Origin of the sequence: Anaerocolumna sp. AGMB13025, assembly GCF_029689925.1 — a bacterium.
Lineage (GTDB): Bacteria > Bacillota > Clostridia > Lachnospirales > Lachnospiraceae > Anaerocolumna.
Genome location: NZ_CP121445.1, coordinates 2563096 through 2583208, shown reverse-complemented (window position 1 = coordinate 2583208; position 20113 = coordinate 2563096). Strand labels below are relative to the sequence as shown.

21 protein-coding genes and 1 tRNA gene are annotated in these 20113 nt (G+C 34.0%); all 22 read right to left on the bottom strand.

Going from position 1 to position 20113, the window contains the following annotated elements:
* Positions 1 to 16 precede the first annotated feature (16 nt).
* A complete protein-coding gene (locus tag QA584_RS10510) occupies positions 17 to 859 on the bottom strand; it encodes an AraC family transcriptional regulator (protein ID WP_278274471.1) in 843 nt (280 codons plus the stop codon).
* A gap of 167 nt (positions 860 to 1026) precedes the next feature.
* On the bottom strand, positions 1027 to 1497 hold the full coding sequence (locus QA584_RS10505; RefSeq protein ID WP_278274470.1) for a GNAT family N-acetyltransferase: 471 nt from the start codon (positions 1495 to 1497) through the stop codon (positions 1027 to 1029).
* Positions 1498 to 1533: 36 nt separating this feature from the next.
* A complete protein-coding gene (locus QA584_RS10500; RefSeq protein WP_278274469.1) occupies positions 1534 to 2319 on the bottom strand; it encodes a helix-turn-helix domain-containing protein in 786 nt (261 codons plus the stop codon).
* Positions 2320 to 2413: 94 nt separating this feature from the next.
* Complete coding sequence (locus QA584_RS10495; protein WP_278274468.1) at positions 2414 to 2962, bottom strand: flavodoxin family protein; 549 nt, start codon at positions 2960 to 2962, stop codon at positions 2414 to 2416.
* A 739-nt stretch (positions 2963 to 3701) separates the two neighbouring features.
* A complete protein-coding gene (locus QA584_RS10490) occupies positions 3702 to 4289 on the bottom strand; it encodes a helix-turn-helix domain-containing protein (protein ID WP_278274467.1) in 588 nt (195 codons plus the stop codon).
* Between the two features lie 120 nt (positions 4290 to 4409).
* On the bottom strand, positions 4410 to 5765 hold the full coding sequence (locus QA584_RS10485; RefSeq protein WP_278274466.1) for a helix-turn-helix domain-containing protein: 1356 nt from the start codon (positions 5763 to 5765) through the stop codon (positions 4410 to 4412).
* 134 nt (positions 5766 to 5899) lie between these two features.
* Positions 5900 to 6412 (bottom strand): GNAT family N-acetyltransferase, encoded by a 513-nt coding sequence (locus QA584_RS10480; RefSeq protein WP_278274465.1) that lies wholly within the window; start codon positions 6410 to 6412, stop codon positions 5900 to 5902.
* Positions 6413 to 6557: 145 nt separating this feature from the next.
* Complete coding sequence (locus QA584_RS10475; RefSeq protein ID WP_278274464.1) at positions 6558 to 7220, bottom strand: hypothetical protein; 663 nt, start codon at positions 7218 to 7220, stop codon at positions 6558 to 6560.
* A 154-nt stretch (positions 7221 to 7374) separates the two neighbouring features.
* The gene (locus QA584_RS10470; RefSeq protein ID WP_278274463.1) at positions 7375 to 7809 is read right to left on the bottom strand and encodes a hypothetical protein; all 435 of its coding nucleotides are present in this window, start codon (positions 7807 to 7809) and stop codon (positions 7375 to 7377) included.
* Between the two features lie 75 nt (positions 7810 to 7884).
* A complete protein-coding gene (locus QA584_RS10465; protein ID WP_278274462.1) occupies positions 7885 to 8601 on the bottom strand; it encodes a lysophospholipid acyltransferase family protein in 717 nt (238 codons plus the stop codon).
* A 470-nt stretch (positions 8602 to 9071) separates the two neighbouring features.
* On the bottom strand, positions 9072 to 9689 hold the full coding sequence (locus tag QA584_RS10460; protein WP_278274461.1) for a helix-turn-helix transcriptional regulator: 618 nt from the start codon (positions 9687 to 9689) through the stop codon (positions 9072 to 9074).
* 36 nt (positions 9690 to 9725) lie between these two features.
* Positions 9726 to 10280, bottom strand: coding sequence for a Type 1 glutamine amidotransferase-like domain-containing protein (locus QA584_RS10455; RefSeq protein WP_278274460.1), 555 nt, complete (start codon positions 10278 to 10280; stop codon positions 9726 to 9728).
* 486 nt (positions 10281 to 10766) lie between these two features.
* Complete coding sequence (locus QA584_RS10450) at positions 10767 to 11678, bottom strand: helix-turn-helix domain-containing protein (protein WP_278274459.1); 912 nt, start codon at positions 11676 to 11678, stop codon at positions 10767 to 10769.
* A gap of 135 nt (positions 11679 to 11813) precedes the next feature.
* Positions 11814 to 12578: a class I SAM-dependent methyltransferase gene (locus QA584_RS10445; RefSeq protein WP_278274458.1), complete on the bottom strand. Its 765-nt coding sequence runs from the start codon at positions 12576 to 12578 to the stop codon at positions 11814 to 11816.
* A 187-nt stretch (positions 12579 to 12765) separates the two neighbouring features.
* A complete protein-coding gene (locus QA584_RS10440) occupies positions 12766 to 13152 on the bottom strand; it encodes a pyridoxamine 5'-phosphate oxidase family protein (protein ID WP_278274457.1) in 387 nt (128 codons plus the stop codon).
* A gap of 452 nt (positions 13153 to 13604) precedes the next feature.
* On the bottom strand, positions 13605 to 15035 hold the full coding sequence (locus QA584_RS10435) for a helix-turn-helix transcriptional regulator (protein ID WP_278274456.1): 1431 nt from the start codon (positions 15033 to 15035) through the stop codon (positions 13605 to 13607).
* Between the two features lie 145 nt (positions 15036 to 15180).
* Positions 15181 to 15612, bottom strand: a complete 432-nt coding sequence (locus QA584_RS10430) for an ankyrin repeat domain-containing protein (protein ID WP_278274455.1) — start codon at positions 15610 to 15612, stop codon at positions 15181 to 15183.
* A 122-nt stretch (positions 15613 to 15734) separates the two neighbouring features.
* Positions 15735 to 16154, bottom strand: a complete 420-nt coding sequence (locus QA584_RS10425; RefSeq protein ID WP_278274454.1) for a GNAT family N-acetyltransferase — start codon at positions 16152 to 16154, stop codon at positions 15735 to 15737.
* 183 nt (positions 16155 to 16337) lie between these two features.
* A complete protein-coding gene (locus QA584_RS10420) occupies positions 16338 to 16601 on the bottom strand; it encodes a CD3324 family protein (protein ID WP_278274453.1) in 264 nt (87 codons plus the stop codon).
* Between the two features lie 276 nt (positions 16602 to 16877).
* On the bottom strand, positions 16878 to 17783 hold the full coding sequence (locus QA584_RS10415) for an AraC family transcriptional regulator (protein ID WP_278274452.1): 906 nt from the start codon (positions 17781 to 17783) through the stop codon (positions 16878 to 16880).
* A gap of 1091 nt (positions 17784 to 18874) precedes the next feature.
* Positions 18875 to 18946: transfer RNA gene (locus QA584_RS10410), tRNA-Gly, on the bottom strand.
* Positions 18947 to 19109: 163 nt separating this feature from the next.
* Positions 19110 to 19901 carry a Cof-type HAD-IIB family hydrolase gene (locus QA584_RS10405; RefSeq protein ID WP_278274451.1) on the bottom strand — a complete coding sequence of 264 codons (792 nt, stop codon included), beginning with the start codon at positions 19899 to 19901 and terminating at the stop codon, positions 19110 to 19112.
* Positions 19902 to 20113: the final 212 nt, after the last annotated feature.

Below are 20113 nucleotides of genomic sequence, written 5' to 3'. Positions count from 1 at the left end.
CTAGGCGGTATTTTCATTACTTTTTAATTACCGGTATCCATATTTCGCTTTTGTAATCAAGGGCGCTAAGGTCACCGGCTGAGTACCATTCTACTTCCGGTGCTTCTGCATGCTCATAACCAGAGGTAGGAAACCATTCAGAAAAAATTCGTCCCCATATTTCGGCCATTGCCGTAGGCATGGGACCGACTATTTCAAAGATCGCCCAGGTAAGAGAGGGTATGTCCAGTTTGCACAGATTTTCGGGGGTATCAGCTTCTGTTATGGCGGCAATATAGTAATCCGTCGTATTGTCTTCATACATCCCACTGTACACACCTACCAAACCATTACCAAGTCCAGCAATTTGCGCCATTGTTTCCCCTGGCATTTCGCTCCACATCTTACCAATGCTTTCCCCCAAGCCATTAATATGCGAAAACCTCTGTTTTACACCTACAACAGCAAATGTATCTTTTTGCTCAATTCTGTAATTCATCTCAACCACTCCTTTTATTGATAAGGAGAATGTTACACGGGGATACGCTTTTAGTGAGATGCCTTTTTCTCTTGCTTTTGAGGGCGTAACTTCATGCATGGCAACAAAGGCACGAGAAAAGGAATCAGGTGAATTATAACCATACTTCAAAGCAAGGTCGATTATTTTCTCATTACTATTCTGTAACTCAAAAGCAGCAAGTGTTAAACGGCGACGGCGTATATACTCGGACAGCGGTACACCAATTAGAAATGCAAACATACGTTGGAAGTGATATTGGGAACATAATGCTATCTGTGCAACCTTTCCGTATTCAATTTCAGCATCAAGATTATCCTCTATGTAATCTATCGCTTTTTTCATATTCTCAAGTGTATCCATATGCTTCCCCTTTCAAGTAAAGTATAATATATTTATTTCGTATATACCCGATAATATTTGCAAGAATTTGTCGGTTGCGGTAACAGCTAATCCTATTTTATTTTATAGCCATAATATAAATCTGACAGGAATTCCATTCATCCCATAATGTAGGTAAGAAAATTGCCTTATTTTATAAAGTAATAATCTTGATTATGAAGAATATCTGTATTCTTAAATCCAGCTTTCGAATAAAATTCCAAAGCCTTTTTATTATCTTTATGACATTCCAGTACTACCGGAACCTTTCCATATTCGCGGTAAATACCTGACAAAGCCTCATTTAAGACTTCTGAGCCTATTCCCAAATTACGATATCGCTTATCGATAACAAAACCTATGATACGAAAAAAGAGGTGTCCCTTTAATTCAACCGGATCAGCTTCGCCTTCTATTGCTTTCCCAATTAAAATAATCCCAACATAATCTTCCTTGTATTTTATTGCGTAGCAATAACCTTTAAGATTATTATCTTTTCCATATTTTGAGAGCGCAATTGTATAAGAAATATCTTCTGCAAAATGTAGTGGTACATCATCCCTTTGTATCTTATACAATAATTTTTCGTTTTCTTCATTTAAAAATTCTAACTGAACCATTTTTATTTTACCTACATTTCCTAATTCTTTAAATATTTACTCAAAAAACCTTAAAATACACCCATCAATCGTTGTTATATTACATACCCTTGCTCCCCATGATTCGAAGGTGACTTCTGTTATATGGTCCCAACCGCATTTTTTCACATGATAATACAAATTGTCGAGGTTATTGACCTTCATCATAGAAATTAAACATTGTGGTGTTTCACCTGGTAATAAAAAAATACCATTAAAAGACGTAACACCAAGATGCACCAATTCGCCACTAAATGGCATAGCACAACCATATGTTGGTGTACCGTTATTGTCTCTCACTTCAACTCCTGCATACCACCCTAATATTTCTTCAAACCATTTGACCGTTTTGTCCATGTCAGCAGTTAGATAAACTGAGCCGACATTGCCTACCGTATAACCTCGTTCCTTAATTTTCTCCTGCATTAAATTCATCCCTTCTATAATAGAGTTAATAGTAATTCTGGAAAATATTTTTATTTCACCCTGCTTGCGCGCCATCATTGGCGAAATAGTATGAAAACGGGAAAACGCACGCGAAAAACTTTCTGGTGTTTCATAACCGTATTTATAAGCAATATCAATTATTTTGGTATCCGAACTTTTAATTTCTGCTGCCGCAAGTGTTAATCGTCTGTTTCGGATATAATCTCCCAACGATATACCGCAAATCATTGAGAAAAGTCTTTGAAAATGATGACTTGACATATAAGCCTGGCTTGCGATATCCTCAAAGTTCAATTCTGCTACTATGTTTTCCTCAATATAGTCAATCGCTTTCTGAATGTTTATCACTGTTTCCATACATCACACCTCCTATCTGTTTTGATTATAAAGGAATAAATTAAGTAATTCATGACTTTTTATGCTTGATGCTGCACATTACCTAAGTCAAATTCTAACCAATCATAATTTTATTGCAAAACTCTTCTATTTCGTTTCTCTTGCTTTCAACATCAGCTTTATACTCGACAGAGCAGAGTCCCAACCTATCAATAGGCATAATTTCCATGTGCCCATAAAAGTGTTCTATACTCTCGATAATTCTATTACATTCCCTCATACTTGGTCCTGTTCGCAATGCAATACTATATCCCTTTTTCCCTTGTCCGATTGTTGCATGGGGTTCATGGGTATTGCACCAAGGTGTACATCTGTCTATAAATGCTTTAAACTGTCCTGGTATATCAGCCCAATAAGAAGGCGCCACCGTAATAATATTGTCAGCCCAGATATATTCCTCGATAACATCCAGAACATTATCGTTTTGTATACATTTTGCTGTTTTATGGCATATCCTGCACCCTTTGCAGAATTTTATTGCATAATCATCAATACAAATACTTCTAAGATTATATTTAGTTCCCAATATTGAGTTTACTACATTTATTATTTCGGCTGTAGCACCATTTTTGACAGGGCTGCAGTTTATCAATAAAACATTCATCCATATACCTCCACACGAAATACTTGTCTCAACTACTTGCTCCATTATATCATTCTCTTTCGGATATGCCAACATATTCCAATATCAGTTAGTTCATATGTTTAGTTCATAGCAGTTTGTTCATTGTAGTTTGTCTAAAAATATTAAGCAAACGGTTATTGTGATTCTAATTACATTTTTTCAGTTATCAAACCGCGGAGTTAACATAAAGGCTTCTCTCAAATTTGTTAAGTACGAAACGGAATTTGAATTCTCTTTCTTGAAAACAGACATGATAATGGTTACTCATAAACTTTCGAGTAATCGGTTATCATGTCTGTTTTCATAAACTTCACGCTATGTTATTAATGCATAATGGGTGAATAAATCTGAATCGAATCGGTTTTCATTTAATAAGCATTTTTCATTTTTTAAGCGTTTTTCATAAGCGTTTTCATTTTAAATTGGGAATAACTTGAGTATGTGATTCCATTCTTTGTGATTCCCTACCCACTCCTTCAGTATTTCACAAGAAAAACCATCCTCCCCAAATATTGATGTGTCAGGTTTTAGAATTATCTCCGTACCCCTAAAACCATCTAAATCAGTAATATATAGTTCGTGCTGAGGAATACCTCGAATATAGTCTTGCCTAAAAGTCTTCCCCTCCCTCGCTACTGTAATCTGCAAGGCTTCGCATAGTGAATTAACCGTCTGTAGATCCGCTTGCATTAGGTCGCCCATTTGACTATACTCAACGTTAGTAATCGGCCTTCCAGTCCAATACCGCTTTACTGGCATATAAATCTTCTGACAAAGGTAGTCCTCTTCCATTATCACGAATTCTTATTCTGTTCTCTGGCAAAAGCTTAATTTCTATGTTAGTACAAAATCCATTCCTGGCCTCTTCAATTGATTGTTCAAGAAACTCAAAAACCAGTTGGTGCATATTGTGTTGCAGTGAATTTATTGCTTCCATATTTGACCTCCTTATAGTATCTGGTACAGCATACCCAGGCACTGTGTAAGAAGTGAGATGTTTCCTAACAGTACTTGGTGTTGAACCAAAGAGTTGTGTAAAAGCGCGTGTAAATCCTTCATGTGAGTCAAATGCATATAATACTGCAACATCAAGTACTTTACGCCCTTCCAGTAAGGAAACAATCGCATACTGCAATTTACGAATCCGAATATAACCCGTAACTGGCATTCCCATTGCGTAAGAAAATAGCTTGCTAAAATAGAAAGGACTATAACCTGCTAATCCAGCTAAAACACATAAATTTATTTTTTCATAAATGTGCTCATCAATATAGGCTAATACCATTTCCAACATATCACTGTTCATATACATTCACCTCACGAAAGAATCAAATTGCTGCCGGCAACACAATTATTTTATCATTTAGTTAAGCAGTTTTCTTGACTTCAAATACTATAATAAGGTGTTATGATCTGTTTATTTCTATTAATCCGATAATACAAATGTCTCGTAGGCCTTTATGGCTTTGTCTCTCATATTAAAATCGTAGATTCCACTATTTATTAACCTTATTGTGAAAAACATACACTCAACGATAGAAAGTTTGTAATCATTGATCAATTCCTCATACGAATAGTCCTTAACTTGCTCACAAAGACATTTATAATAATAATCGAGCAACGGTTTAGCACTGCTTTTATCTGATTCTATATGAAGGGCTAAGAGCATTGCTAAATCCTCGGTACACAATCCCGTTCGTAATGCTTGAAGGCCAATGAATTTTATGGTTCTATCCTTGGTTTTTGCCATTAGAACTTGTCCAGGGTGAAGATCCCCGTGAACAATTGTTATGTTCTTTCCAGAATTAAATCTTGTTTCGATGAGTTTTGGGTATTCATTTCTTAAATACTGAAGAGCCTCTTTAAAATAATTCAGTTTTTCAGGTTCAGGATTATTTTCGAAATTCATCCATACTTTTGGGATTTTCCCTGATTCCTCATTACTTTGATATTTTTTATAATCTTTTTCCAGGCAGCTAATATGGGAAAGGATATTCTCGTTTGATTTAACTCTCCAATCAAGTCCAATTTTTTCAAAAGCAACAGTGTTTTCCCAAAAAACGGAGTGAAACTTTGCTGTCGAGTATAAAATAGCATTATAGTTTTGCCTTATTATTTCACCGTTTTCATTATTTTCATCAAATTCATAGCCTTGAATATAATCATTTGATAGGTCATCCATAAGTACAATTTTTTCATCTAAATCAATATGATATATTAGCGGAACTGCCCTGGTATACTCTTTAATAAAGTTTAATCCATACAGTTCTTTATCATTCTTACCATAAATTTTTTCAACCAGTTTTATTTCTTTTTGAGAAGCCGATACGGTAATACTTATGATAGAATTTCCATCCTTTTTAACGGGTTTACTTTTGGTAACGGTACAATATCCTATGTTTGGGAAAACATTATACACGGAGTTAATAATGATATCGTTATCTAACCCTGGTCCTTTTTTCTCTTTTGATATATTTTCCCCATCCATTTTTTGTATCACATATTTAGCAATATATTCTGCCTGCTGATCCAAAAGTGTTGGTTTTTCCGCCTCTATTTTTTCATCAAAGGAATAAGCCGGCATTATAATATCATCAATTGTGCACCTGAATATTTGCGCTAATTTCGGTAATAAGGTCGTATCTGGCAAGGTATGACCGTTTTCCCACTTACTGATCGCTTGCGGGGAAATATTCAGCATTTCTGCAAGTTTTTCCTGCTGCAAACCTATACTCTTTCGTAAAGTAACAATTTTAACTCCTACTTTTTTTGTATCTAACATAACCGCTCCTTAATTTTTTATTCAACGTTGATAATCTAATTATAGCTACTACCAATAGCAGAAACCATATAAAAAACAGGAAGCGGTCTAAACTTTAAGTTAACCTGCAATACGTATAATTAAGTAACGTTATTTTATTTCTGGTTACAATTAATCCAAATAAAGTATCGGATATCCGTTATGTTTTCTACTCCCCCGCCACAAGCCATAGCAACCTTAAATGAGTAGATATTATCTTTTCTAATCGTTAATAATACTTTAGGAATCCCTATTAAAGAAGCTTCACATATCAATGCTTTAAGGAGTATTCTCCCAAATCCTTTATTTCGTTCACTTGGACGAATCGCATATCCAATATGACCACCCTCTTCTTTTAATTTTTCGGTAAGGAAATGTCTGATTTTTCCTACTCCAACAGGTCTTCCATCAATATAAAGCCAATATGTACTACTTGGAACCTTCCATCCATCGATTAGTTCGGTGGATTTTGACAAATTATCATCTTTTATTAGCCATTCTTTAAATTCCTCGAACTTCATGCCATTAACGGAATTAATATAGCCATTTTCATTATTCGGAATTTCTTGTAACATTTTATAAATGTCTACGCCATCGGTAATACTTAGCTTTTTTAATTCGATGTCCATATATTTATTAAACACCTTTCTACTTACTAGTGATAGGAATCAAATAACAGATTAAGACTTCTATTACTTATCTGTTGACATACTTGCAGATAGAAGTCACGATTTATTATCTAGTATATAAATTTTTGATAACATTGAATTTTACTTATTTATGTTCATTATCTGCAACATTTAAAGTTATTGTTTCTTTTTCCAAACTAATACTTCCTATTAATTTTGTTGGTTTTATAGTAAAATCAACAAAAGAACCGCCATTATCTATAGTAGCTTCATTCACTAATAAACCTCCGGCTTTATTAGTTGTTAACATCAGTTCCTTATCATTATACGAATAATCAAATATTACTACTTTTTTAGAAGCTGGATTATAATATCCGGCTTGTGAACGATGTATTCCCGATCCCCAGGAGAAGGTAAAATAAAATTCATATTGATTGTCCTCATCCAAATCTGCTAGAGCCATACTTGTTACACCATAACCTCCAAAATATTCACCCAATATGTATATTTCATTATCAAACATAAGAAATGAGGCCGTTGAACTATTGTACTTAAAAATGGTAAACTGAGAATTATTTGTAATAAAATCTGGAGTTATATTAAAGCAGTCATCTTTCTCGTATTCAGATTTAAAATTTTTGTTTTTGCCAAGGAAACTCTCGACCAGATTGTCAGATGGCAACAATCTCAGTTCAGATGTTGCGGCTTTAATAGAATGAGTCTCGTTCTTAGGCAGACCTTTTATTATATAACCCGAAATAACTAGTAACAATATACTAATAAATATAATGATGAATATTTTTTTCACGCTAACCCTCCCCATTATCCAATTAACTTGTTTCAGTTATAGCACCATTTTTGACAGGGCTACCTATGCCTTTTAATATAAGGACTTCCGACGAATTAAATTAAGCATGCTTCGGGAACCTGCTTTTTACTTTCCCAAGCACTTAAATTTACAATTAAAAGTACGAATGAAAAGATAATATTTTTATCATCACAGTAACTTCTCCTAGCAATAAATCCATATGGTGATAACTGAATAATAAATCACAAAAGCAAAATATGAATTTCCTTAACCATTCTCTGGTATTTGATGGATAGATTGCAACATACATCATGTCATCATCATCCTTTGGCAAGGCATCACAAATCATATTAAATGATTCCATAACCTTATCCCAGTCTACCCTTTTTAATAATTCTAACTGTTGTATTGCTTCATTTTTATTAAGATGACATATAGGTTTCTTATAATCCTCCGGTAAAGTTGACCACTGTGATATTAAACTCCAATAAGGTTCCACCATGGTTTTTTCCCAAGTTTCAGGATTATGAAATTCTTCTTGAATGTAATCTTCAAGTTTTAGATAAGCAGGTATGAATTCAATTTTCAATGTATTTCCTCCAAGTTATTAATGTATTTAAAAAACATTAAGAAGCGTGAAATGGTTTTCTCCCTTATCCAAAACCTAAAAGAAGGGTTCTCCTATTTTATTATTATTTAAATGTTTATATGATAATTGGGGCGTTCTAGGAGGTGGATCTAATGTTTTCTGTAACATTTTCAACTCCTCTATCCATTCACTTCTATGGTCTTCTTTATTATTTATTAATAATTCTCTGCCAAATACGATCCGGGTTTTATTAGTCATTGATGGTTGTTCTAAGAATATGGGCAATATTTTTGTTTGGGTCAAATATGATAAACTAAATATACCGTTATAGATTCTATCTATACTGTTATTATTAATATCTGAAATAGTGCCTTGCGGAAATATAAGGACATGTTTTGGAGATGTTATATTTTTTAAGTATTTAGATAAAATGATTAATGCTTTTGTCATATCTCCAGAGGAATTTCTATCTACACCGAGTAAATCGTAAAAATTTAATACAAAGGACATAAGTTTATCGTTATCTACCCATTCTTTCTTAGATAATATTTTTATATTGTCATGCAATAATCCTAATATTACTGCATCAAAATCACTTACATGGTTTGATGCTAAAATGTAGTCTTCCTTATCTAAATCAGGCATATTGTATAATTCAATATTAAATAATTTGAAGATAGCTTTTTTAAAGTCCACTTTATTATTAATATCAACTCCTGAATCTGTTAGTTTATGTAAAAACACATCTAAGTAGTTCGCAGCCTCTTCTCCGCTGAAAATTAAACTATCCACACTAAAATCCTCCAAGCAATTCTTTATATATGCACACCATGAGCAGACCACTCCCTAGTAAAAAGTCTTTTCGTACTCCTGCACGCTCTCACGATTTAGACTATCATCATATATTGAAGATTCGAAAAACCTACCATGAACACCTTCAAGATAACCCTTTTGAGTTCCATAAGGCACATATCTAGCTTTAAAATATTTCTATATGAGGGGTTGTTATTTTTATCAAACTTAGTATTTCATCATGGGTCATTATATCTATCTTTCCATTCTTTAATATTTCAAATTACTATATTATTTTTAACTTACCTACGATAAAACTCTTGGTAAATGCAAGTTTCTTAGTTATTATAACATTTTTTCAATTATCTTACAACAAATTCCATTAATGATACATCTTGCATTACATCTAACTTATTTCTGTAGGTGGTTCGCCTAACTTTCAACATATTTAGTAGGAAATGAATTTCTAATTATTCTGCCCATTGCATTTGCTCATAGGGAATACCCATCTTCTTGCATTCTTCGTAAACATCTTGCTTTTCAATACTATTCCCGATAGCGTACTTTAAAATCTTATCACGGAAGACAATAAATTTTATATTACCAGACTTAAAATCAACAAACCAATTTCCACCTTTTGTCTCATCTGAAATCATTACCTTTGATATCAAATTTGGAAAATCTCTGTTTGTCGATGTAAAATATATTACTGTCCAGTATTTTGGATTTCCTTGTGTTTTCCATATTTCTACTTTGTTGATAGTAAGATAATCAAGTACCATATCATTTTCAATACTTTCTTTAATAAGGATACCTTCATATAAACCTGCTTTTTCATTAAGAATAGCATTGTTTCCACATATATGAATCTCCTGTGCGCCGCCAATTATCAAATCATCTTTTAGTAAAACATCTATAGAGACCTGAAAAATTTTACTCAGTATCAAAAGCTTATCAACATTTGGTAATGCTATATCCATTTCCCATTTCGATATACATTGTCTACTAACATTACAAATTTCCGCCATATATTCTTGTGAATAACCGTACTTTTTTCTTAATATTTGTATTTTTTCAGATAGTTTCATTTCTATACCAACCTTTTGCTTTTAAATAAATTATTATCATTCAAGGATATAGCATTCTTCATCTTCTATGATAATTGCTTGATTATTTGTAAGATTAATGTGTGAACAATCATTAATGTCTATGTCCCCGGATATGTTACCTTCCATACTGTGTACGCTTAGTGTGCATGGTAAAAACCCAAGATTATCTTCGAATCCATTAACGCATATGCAACTTCCAGCACTTACACCAATATATACTCCACCCTGATTAATAAACTTCTTCAACACACTTTCAAATTTTACTTCATACATTTTGTCAAGAAGATATCTGCTATTGCCGCCACAGACATAAACTGCATCAAAAGTGGTCATTTCTTCATGTCGCATTATGTGGTCAAGATTATAGGTCTCTATGTTCCAAGGTGATATACCAGTATTTAGTAAATCATCCATACACTTTGGTAATACAGCTTTTGCATCATCATCAATAGCTGCGGTTGGTATCCATATTGCCTTTATTTCGTTTGCTGGTTTATTAACCATATCAAGAAACTTTTGCTCAATTTTTTTGTTTTCAAAGCCGGCTGATGTTAGAATTATTTTTTTCATTATGTACCTCCATAGAAATATTATTATAATGTAGTTGCTAAATATCAATATAATAAATCCATCAATTAACATCTACCAACTTATAAGTTCACTTTAGCAACCTACAAGTGCATAAATTATATATTTAATAAGGGCAAAACCCAAGATAATATTCAGTGGTAAGATACATAACTAGGGGAAACAGAAGACCTAAAGACAAATCGTAAATGCTCTTTCAGAGATGGACGGAATTGACCTACTCATGGGTACTCAAAACTCCAAAATGAAAAATCGCCAGAAACCTAATAAATAAGGATTAGCAATACTTTTCAAATAAGCGCGAGACGGGATTCGAACAAATCCCCCCGCATACAAGAATACTGATAAATAGGAGGTTTGCGGCTTCTGTTATTTATCTGCACACAAACTTGCACACATTTAAATATATGTGCAAGTTTGTCTTTTCTATAAAAGCAATTTTTACTTGAATAGGTTTGTAATTTTACTTTATTTTCTTTTAACTGGTCGCAATACCTCATATCCGAGGACTTCAGGATAATGACGTTGGTAATCTTGACAAACTTCTTCGTTCCATAAATATTTCTGATTATTAAAGCTTTCAGCCTCGATATCATAATTCCATGCAAGGTTCTCTACCTGATTCATTACCTCACCGTTATCTTTTAAATAATCGAAGGATGGGTGAAAAAAAACTAAATAATAGCTTGCAGGGAATTCTTTAATAGCAAAACCCTGAGGAATATCCCCATCATAGTCATGCGATACACCAAAACCATAAAAATACTTACGAGCTCCATTAATATAATGCCATCCCGCCATATGACAACCAATAACCGGATCTGAGATATGTCTCATACTCTCAATAATACCACACACCTCATCACAATTATGTTTGTTCCAAAAATCACCATAGCCATTTGCCTCATCACTCCATATACCAATATACTTATGTGCCGGAAGATATTCCATGCGTACTTCTGCATTTCTTAAGCATGTTTTATTCACTGTTTTCTCTCCTTTATAATAATGTTCGGGAAGTAAAACAACCTGTAAGTTTGAAAGTGCAATGGGTATAGGCTTTCTTCTATATACTGCTGGTGTACATCCATAGGCATTTACAAAAGCTCTCGTCAGAGCTTCTTGTGAGGAATAGCCGTTCTTAATTGCTATATCAAGAATCCGCTCATGTGTATCGCGAATATCAAGTGTGGCTTTTGCAAGTCTGCGTCCCGCAATATAGCTCTTAATTGTCATACCTACTATTTCATGAAACTTGGCTGAACAATAATATGGTGAGTACCCAATCTGCTCCGACATGTCAAGAAGTGATGGATTATCAGTCAAATTATCTTCCAGCCAATAAATCATTTTTTGTATTGCTTCATTCCATTCATACAAGATTGATCGCCTCCGTTCATAAGTAGAATACTATAAGTAAGCAAAAAAAGTCTTGATATGAGTTGTGAAATTTAATCAGAGGACAATTCAAAAAAATAAATGTGATATAAACGAATATTACTAATTCAACTACTGTTATAGTTTTATAGCCTTTGTAGCAATTGATGAATATATGAATTTATCCAATGCCGTTCCACCAGTATCTTCATAAAAACCAATAATAGCAAATCCTGCGTTAATTTGTCCTTGAATTTGGTCAGTTAAGGTATGTCCAAAAGTAACGCCTACTTCTTTGCACAGTGAAGCTACGGCCTCGCCATCCAGATGTTCCAAATCAGAATAAGGAATTTTGTGTTTAACAACTAAATTTCCTTTCTCTAATTCGCCTAAATCAAAAATGTATTCAATCGGATTTCCAAATCCGGCAATTAATATTCCATTCTTTTTCAAGACCCTTGCGCATTCATTCCAAACAGGTAAAACAGTATCAACATAACTATTGAACCAAGGGTGAATAATAAAATCAAAATATTCATCTTCAAATGCTGATAAATCTTTCATGTCACCTTGAATGGTTTTAAGATTAAGTCCATCCCTTTTAGCGACATACTCATCTTTTTCTAATTGCTTAAGACTATTGTCAAATACAGTTACTTGAGCACCTAATGCTGCCATGACAGGTCCTTGCTGTCCACCTCCGCTTGCTAAACATAATACTTTTTTTGATTTAATTTCAACAGGAAACCAATCAAGTGGAACCGTTTTGTTAGGAGTTAATACAATACTCCAGATTCCGTTTTTAGCCAGTTGAATAATTTCACTTGAAACTGGAACAGACCAAATATCATTGTTATCTGCCCTCTTATCCCATATTATACTATTTTCTTTAACATAATCCATTATATTAACTCCTTTACACCTAGCTCGATTACATAGTTACATCTCCAACAACTTTCTCTTGCCTCTGCTGCCGCATCTAGCGATGATTTGATTCAGCGATACCCTCATAAATCTTCATGAAATATCGGCTCCACAACTGGTTCCACATACATTAGGCAATCATCTGGATTTAAACATTAATAACGATTTATTCAACAGGACGTGATTTTTTCTTTCCGGTAAAGTCATTAGTCACAACTTTATATACACATACGGTATCCACCTGTTTTTCATTAAATATAACATCAATACCCGCTTGATGTTTCATTAATAGTGTAAGTGCTTTAATTTTTTCATTTGTATCAGTACTAAATTCAATCTTACCATTTCCAAGAACACTTGAGAAATAATAACCGGAATTGCATGGTGTCTTTTTGGCGTTAATTGGTTCACCTTCACAACACATTTCGAAGCAAACCGAACTATTCTTATGTAATATATCTATTTTTCTTCCTTCTTTCGCACTATGAAAATACAATGTCAGTACACCATTAATTATTTCGTATCCAAAGCTCAGGGGTACAACATATGGCATACCATCATCTACCATCGCAACATGACAAGTCTTACAACTTTTAATAATTTCTTCAATTCCCTCAATATCGGTTACTTCTCTATCTTATCTTCTCATACCATACCTCCACCATACCTCCAATTAAAATTTAAATAATCGACCATTCCAAACTCATTCAATCTCTATAATAACGATTCAAACGGCAGGTAGTAAGTAAAGGAACCTTCATCGTCGCATAAAGTAGCTTTGCCACCTGTCTTTATATAATCTCATTATAGATAAATTGGTACGATTTGTCTCTACCCAATTTTCATCTTTTTTAAATATCTTAATTACGTATTGCTTGCAAGGTAACCATGTTGAGAATTTGGAATTTATAGCGGTGTTATACTTCGTTGTATTAAAAGATTGCGTATCACACATCTACATTGCTTAATGGTTATACTGAGGTGGAAGACAATTCATAAGACAGTTTAATTGTCTTTATAATTCTCAATAATGTCGCATATCCGTAAATACACTTTAGAAAACTGCCTCATAATACAAGCAATTTCTTTACGTTTCGCAGCATCCTGTAAAACTTCGTAGCTTATGTTAAATTCGCCGCCTACTTCTTTTAACTGGTTTTCTAATATATCCAACGTCCTGTATTCCTGATCAAGCAGCGGTTTGATGCCAGCTAATTCTGGATTCATTTGTATAGCACGGTCGGTTGTATGTCGTTTGGAATAAATGTTTGTGGCTATGACGCAGATATAGACACAATAATACCGCCAGCTCGCAATACTGTTTGATGCTTCAAAGTCTTTTTTTGACATTTGGTAAAAATCACTTTCCAGCATATCCGCCCACTTCTCAAAAGCATCATTGCCGAAAAACACATCGTTGCTTTTGTTAGGCAGCGTCCTTATCAATCGAGGTGCGTCCATTAACGCTTTCTTATATGATTCCGAAATCGCCGGAAACACGTCTTTCTTTCCCTCGATAAATACAAATACATAAGGCAAGCCATCGTCCAATGTAAAGGGCATAAGGTTTGTGGCTTCTTCCGGCAAACGATAAAAACACTCACCATCATTTTCGTAACCGATAACTACAGATACTTCTTCGGTCGGCCACGGTTCACCGCCTGAAAACGGCGTATGGTAAAAGCCTTTACCAAGGACAGGGATACCTTTATCGATATACTCCATGATTTTAGTTCTGCATTTTTCCTTGTCTTTCGTCCACTCTTCGGCATCCATATATGAAAAATGATAGCCGATTGCGTCAAAGACTCGTTTTATTAACTCGTAATCAAACTTTGTGTGTGAGAAACAAACCTGCCATTTGTTCTTATCTGTTCCGTACACCTGCACATAGCAATCGCCCGAAACAGCGGAGAAGAACCAATAATCATACTGTTCGTCCTCACCCAAGCACTCCATTAAAAATTTCATGCAGCCGTTAAAAACATAATTCTGCCCTTTGTCAGGGTACTGTAATTGATGAATAGGTATGTTGTCAATCAGTTTACGTGACATGTCAAATCCTCCTTTAATAGTTACATTGATAGTCAGCGGTTGAAAGAGTTTTAATCTACCGCCTTGTTTTCGCACCCTTGAAGGGGATATGCCGTGAAACCTTATGAAAGCCTTTGAGAAACTCTCTTGCGTATCGTATTGATAGCGCATTGCAACATCAATGATTTTGCTTTTTCCATGCAATAATTCTTGCCCTGCCAAGCTTAAACGTCTGTTGCGAATATAATCGCCAATCGTCATACCCGTCACCAAATGAAAAATACGTTGAAAATTTGAATTTGAAGAAAACGCTTTATTTGATACATCGTCAATACTTATTTCATTGGTTAGGTTATTTTCAATATAATGTATCGCTTTCGATAGGCTTGTTATCCAGTCCACAGTTTATCTACCTCCTTACGTCAATGTTACAATAATCACGGAGAGAAAGTCATGTCTTAAAATGCTCATTGTTGTCCGGTATTTAAAATAAACAACAATTCCTAATATAAATAATCTTCCGTTCCCATTTGGGTACTCATTTAAGTTAATCATTATTTTTATAATTAATCAAGAACATAATCACCTTCTGTGAATTATAAATTTTTGCTATATCTAGTGGCGTTCTTCCATCGCCATTTTTTAGAGTAATATCTGCACCATTATCCAATAAATACTTAATCATTTCTATAGGTTCATCACCTTGCTTCCCCCTGTTTTGAATTGTTCCATCTATAGATACGTCCACTGCTTGATGTAATGCAGTCCAACCGCCTACAGGTTGGAAATTTACATCAGCACCACTTTTTAGCAATAATTCAACAATCTCCTTTTGCTCATTTTCTACTGCACAAATTAATGGAGTCCATCCATATTTATACACACTATTAGGATTTATACCTTGCTCCAAATGTTTTCTCACATACTCAATATCACCAACTGCACAAGCTCTAATAATATCATAATCATCATTACCCATACTGCTATTTACCTCCCGTTACACTTTTGATTTGTTCTTTCACATCAGATGGCAGTATTTTATAATTTTTAAAGTCCATATAGTTTTCTCTCCTTATATTACCATATCCAAATTTTGTTATTCTAAAGGGCTTTTGCCATGAACATTTCAAGTGGCTGTTCAAAACCTGGTATGTCAAGTACCAGGCAACCGCAGTCTTTATAACCAAGCTTTCGATAAAAATGTTGTGCATTTTCATCAACTTGTGTTGATGTCATAATCATTTTATAACCTTGCTTAGCCATTTCATCTTCCCAGAACTCCATAGCTTTCCGACCATATCCATGTTTGTGATAAGAAAAATCAATATAAATTAAAGTTAAGAAAGGTGTATTATCCCAGAACATATTAAAGCGTAATATCCCAATTGGATTCTCTTCATCTAGAATAACATATCCTCTTTTATCAGAAACTTTTTTTGAAAATTCTATCTCTGGCAAGTGTCTGTCGAGCGTATACCAAAATTCTTTATCTTTTTCCTCTAAGTATCTTATTTGAAACATATTTGTTCCCCCTATTCTTTTATTCAGCTCTATTAATTGTTATTGCTAATACCATTCTATCATAAAAATCTGAATATAGATTATTACAATCTTTTTAAATAAATTACAATAAAAAAGGGCTTTCACAAAATTGAGAATATCCGTGGTAAGGTAACTCAATTTTGTAAATGCCCTATTCAAGTATTACTTAAAATTTTTAAGTATTCGATAAATCGAACTTTCAGACAAATAATGCTCTTTTGAAAGTTGAACAACTGTTTTCCCGTCTTGAAAATTCATAAAGATTGCTCTGTTTCTAATAGTCAATTCCATTTTTTGACCGGAGATGCTTCCCCAATCTTTTCTCTTGTCTCTTCCTGGAATGTATAGAAAGCCTTCAGGGATGTATTTTCGAATTTCAAACAATAACTCATCAGGAATAACATTCAATGCATTTATATATTTCATTCGGTACTTGCTCCTTATTCTAATAATTCTTTAGAATGCGGATTCTGTACTATTCAATGAATTGGCAAATCTATATATACGCTCCACACGTATTTGCCTATTACAGAATCGCATGGAGCTTAAGTAAACGTTTATATTTCATTAATCCATCCTCCTCTAATGTGTATAGAATTAAATTCTGTTTTATCTTTATTATACGTTTCTTGATTAGTGAAGTCAATTATATGGACGGAAAGTGTAATTTCTACACTGATGAATTTAAACTTCTAATTATGTTCATTTTGTGGTGTTAATTTGCTTAACAGGAAACCATAATTCAATATAACCATGTTCTCTATCACCACCATAAATCTCAAAATTCGCACCAGCAACCCTTTCGTAATTAGCAGTAGGTAGCCATTCTGAATAGAATCTTTTTTGTAGATTTCTCAAAATCTCCGCAAAATCTTCATCCCACTTAAATTTTTCTGATGGAAATATGGCATATGTCTGTGCGGGTATATGTTGGATTTTATAGCCATCTGTTTTTGAGGTGTCCGAAACAAATGAACATAACATATATGGGAATGTATTTCCTTCTGTTTTCCGGTAATTTTCAGCACCATGGATTTTACATAAATCTTGTGAAACAAATTTAGGTAAATTGCCTGATGCGTTGAATAGTCCTTCGTAATCACCATTTTGATGGGACTGTTGCCATAATTCGGCAGGGCTCATAAAACCATCTTCTCCTGATAAAGATGCAACTGTTTCAATTCCAAAAATATTAAAAGCTTCTTTTGTTTCAATTCTGTATTTCATTTCTTTCTCTCCTTTAATTGAAATTTGAAAGGAGATTTTTGGATATGCTTTCAATTCTACGCCTGATTGTTTAGCTTCATTAGGTGTAATACCATGAATATTTACAAACGCTCTGGAAAACGAAACTGGCGAGTCATATCCATACTTCAATGCTACATCAATTACTTTATTATTAGAATTTTGTAATTCTATTGCCGCTTGCGTTAAGCGTCTTCTACGTATATATTCAGCTAATGGCACATCTGTAATAAAAGAAAACATACGTTGAAAATTATATGAAGAACAGCAAGCCTTTTGGGCTACTATTGTAAAATCAATATCCTCAGTTAGATTACTTTCAATATAGTCAAGAGCCGTATTCATTTTCATTAACAAATCCATATTATCCCCTCCTTTCAACTAAAGTATATATTATTGAAATTCTTTATTAGCAACTATTCATGCACAGTTTTGTTCTGTATTATATAAACACTCCGTACTTTAATTACATTTATTATTTTATTCAAACATACCATAATACCACCTTCACAAATTCTAATCTTAACATGTAAATTATTGAATCATAATACCATATTTAATAAAATAAATAAATAAAATTCCAATAATCCATGTACACCTTATATAAATGTGTATCTTCTACACTTCTTAAAATTGTGTATACTTTCCTTTGTGTAAAAATAAAATTAATTCTTTTGAGTAGTCATAGTAAGCAACTAAATAATAGTGATGCCATACTAGTTATGCTTAAAAAAATGGATGCTGCAAAAGCGTCGCAGACCCCTCGGAGAGCGAGCCGGGCAGTTGTCAAACTGCCCTAGTGAGTTAATTAATACAGATAATCTGAATTATAAGAACTGAAAATTATTTTTTGAAAAAACGTAAAAAAGTGCTCCTTTTTAAATTCGTCAATCATTTTTATGAATGTACCGGATTAACAAATATTTAAAGGAGGAAATTTTTATGGCAAACGTGTGCTCTGTAAGACATCAAGGTTATATTAAATCCAAGATGAGGCTTCCGTATCAGCACAATTTCAGAACGCTGAAAGACTACGGGAACAAAAACATTGATACATCACTTACTCATCTTAACACTTGCATAGCAAATAATCTGAAAAAAGGAGCCTATCTAACAGCAGGTCGATGAAAGGACTACTTTAAGCTATATTTACAATCCCAATACGGAAAAAGAGAACCTGGACATTATGAATAAGGCTCTGAAAAAGAAGGATAAAAAGGACAAGAATAACTAGTGCACATATCAGTGCAACAAAAAATCCCTTGAAAATCAAGGGATTTCGTAAGCGCGAGACGGGATTCGAACCCGCGACTCCTCGCAGCGGCATTGCTCTGCAAAGCCGCCGGAGAATGCTGGCGCATTCTCCTTAAGTCTATTTTCGTATGAGTTTGATTCTTGTCTGATATTTGAATAGAAAAAAGGACTCTTCTAACGAAGAATCCTTTTTTCTATTAAGCGCGAGACGGGATTCGAACCCGCGACCCTCGCCTTGGCAAGGCGATACTCCACCACTGAGCCACTCGCGCGTATGTAATTTGTTGTTTTGGTTTGTCGTGTATGTGTCAGCGACAAGTGATAGTATAATATAGGACGGGCATTTTGTCAACAGCTTTTTTGAATTTTTTTCACAAATTAGAAAATAATTTCATTTCATTACTGCCAACATATGTCCATCCCGCCAACATCAATCTATATAATCTGAAAATGCTGCATCGCATAAGCAATGCCATCCTCATGAATATCTTTCGTTACAAAACTTGCTATGTTTAGTATACATGCATCACTGTTCCCCATAGCGATACTGTTCGGTGCATAACGAAACATGGGAAGATCATTGGAGCTGTCACCAAATACATAGGTGTTTTCAAGAGACAAATGATAATGTTCCAGAACCTGCTTGATTCCGCTGGCTTTGGAATAACCACTGGGTACGATCTCATAAAGATCTTCACCACGGTCAATATAGTCAAATCCATCTCCTAATTCTGTTTTAAACTGATTCATATCCGTATTCGGATTCGCTTTTGCAAATATTTTATCAAATAGAAGTCCCTTATGGTCCCAATTTTTCATAAGACCATATCCTCTTTTATGAAAATGGTCCTGGATCATTTTCATGTCATCCGATATGATTTCCTTGGAATCAAAATATACATCTTCCAGACCTTCTAACACTGCATCCATATTGTGTTTTCGTAATAATTCGATTATTGTCTTACAGGTTGCCTCTTCTATCGTAACTGCCACAAGTACCTGATTATCAATATTGATGTAGGTCCCGCAGCCACATACAAAACCGTCAAAACCGATATCCCGTATTTCTTTTTCGATATTAAAATAGGTCCTGCCGGTATTGATAAAAGCCAGATGTCCTTTTGCTCTTGCTGCCTTGATTGCCTTTACGGTACTATCGGGAATGATACGCGTATCTTCCGCCAATATTGTTCCATCTATATCAAAGAACATTATTTTTCTCTCCATCTCATATTTCCTTTCTCTGCGAATTATTATCCCATACATCATATTTTGTAATTATATCTGTTATTTTGAAAGAATGCAAACAATTCATGATATTATATTTCCAGACAGCCTCCGAAAACAACTGTTACGTAAATAATATACTACTTTTATTTGATTATTTATGGCAGGCTAATGTAAAAATTTTGTAATTTATATTAAAATTAATAACTGGT

Coding starts and splice junctions, on each gene's coding strand:
- QA584_RS10510 (WP_278274471.1), bottom strand. CDS start 859: ATGGATACACTTGAGAATATGAAAAAAGCGATAGATTACATAGAGGAT.
- QA584_RS10505 (WP_278274470.1), bottom strand. CDS start 1,497: ATGGTTCAGTTAGAATTTTTAAATGAAGAAAACGAAAAATTATTGTAT.
- QA584_RS10500 (WP_278274469.1), bottom strand. CDS start 2,319: ATGGAAACAGTGATAAACATTCAGAAAGCGATTGACTATATTGAGGAA.
- QA584_RS10495 (WP_278274468.1), bottom strand. CDS start 2,962: ATGAATGTTTTATTGATAAACTGCAGCCCTGTCAAAAATGGTGCTACA.
- QA584_RS10490 (WP_278274467.1), bottom strand. CDS start 4,289: ATGAACAGTGATATGTTGGAAATGGTATTAGCCTATATTGATGAGCAC.
- QA584_RS10485 (WP_278274466.1), bottom strand. CDS start 5,765: ATGTTAGATACAAAAAAAGTAGGAGTTAAAATTGTTACTTTACGAAAG.
- QA584_RS10480 (WP_278274465.1), bottom strand. CDS start 6,412: ATGGACATCGAATTAAAAAAGCTAAGTATTACCGATGGCGTAGACATT.
- QA584_RS10460 (WP_278274461.1), bottom strand. CDS start 9,689: ATGAAACTATCTGAAAAAATACAAATATTAAGAAAAAAGTACGGTTAT.
- QA584_RS10455 (WP_278274460.1), bottom strand. CDS start 10,280: ATGAAAAAAATAATTCTAACATCAGCCGGCTTTGAAAACAAAAAAATT.
- QA584_RS10445 (WP_278274458.1), bottom strand. CDS start 12,578: ATGGATTATGTTAAAGAAAATAGTATAATATGGGATAAGAGGGCAGAT.
- QA584_RS10440 (WP_278274457.1), bottom strand. CDS start 13,152: ATGCCATATGTTGTACCCCTGAGCTTTGGATACGAAATAATTAATGGT.
- QA584_RS10430 (WP_278274455.1), bottom strand. CDS start 15,612: ATGGGTAATGATGATTATGATATTATTAGAGCTTGTGCAGTTGGTGAT.
- QA584_RS10425 (WP_278274454.1), bottom strand. CDS start 16,154: ATGTTTCAAATAAGATACTTAGAGGAAAAAGATAAAGAATTTTGGTAT.
- QA584_RS10420 (WP_278274453.1), bottom strand. CDS start 16,601: ATGAAATATATAAATGCATTGAATGTTATTCCTGATGAGTTATTGTTT.
- QA584_RS10415 (WP_278274452.1), bottom strand. CDS start 17,783: ATGGATTTGTTAATGAAAATGAATACGGCTCTTGACTATATTGAAAGT.
- QA584_RS10405 (WP_278274451.1), bottom strand. CDS start 19,901: ATGGAGAGAAAAATAATGTTCTTTGATATAGATGGAACAATATTGGCG.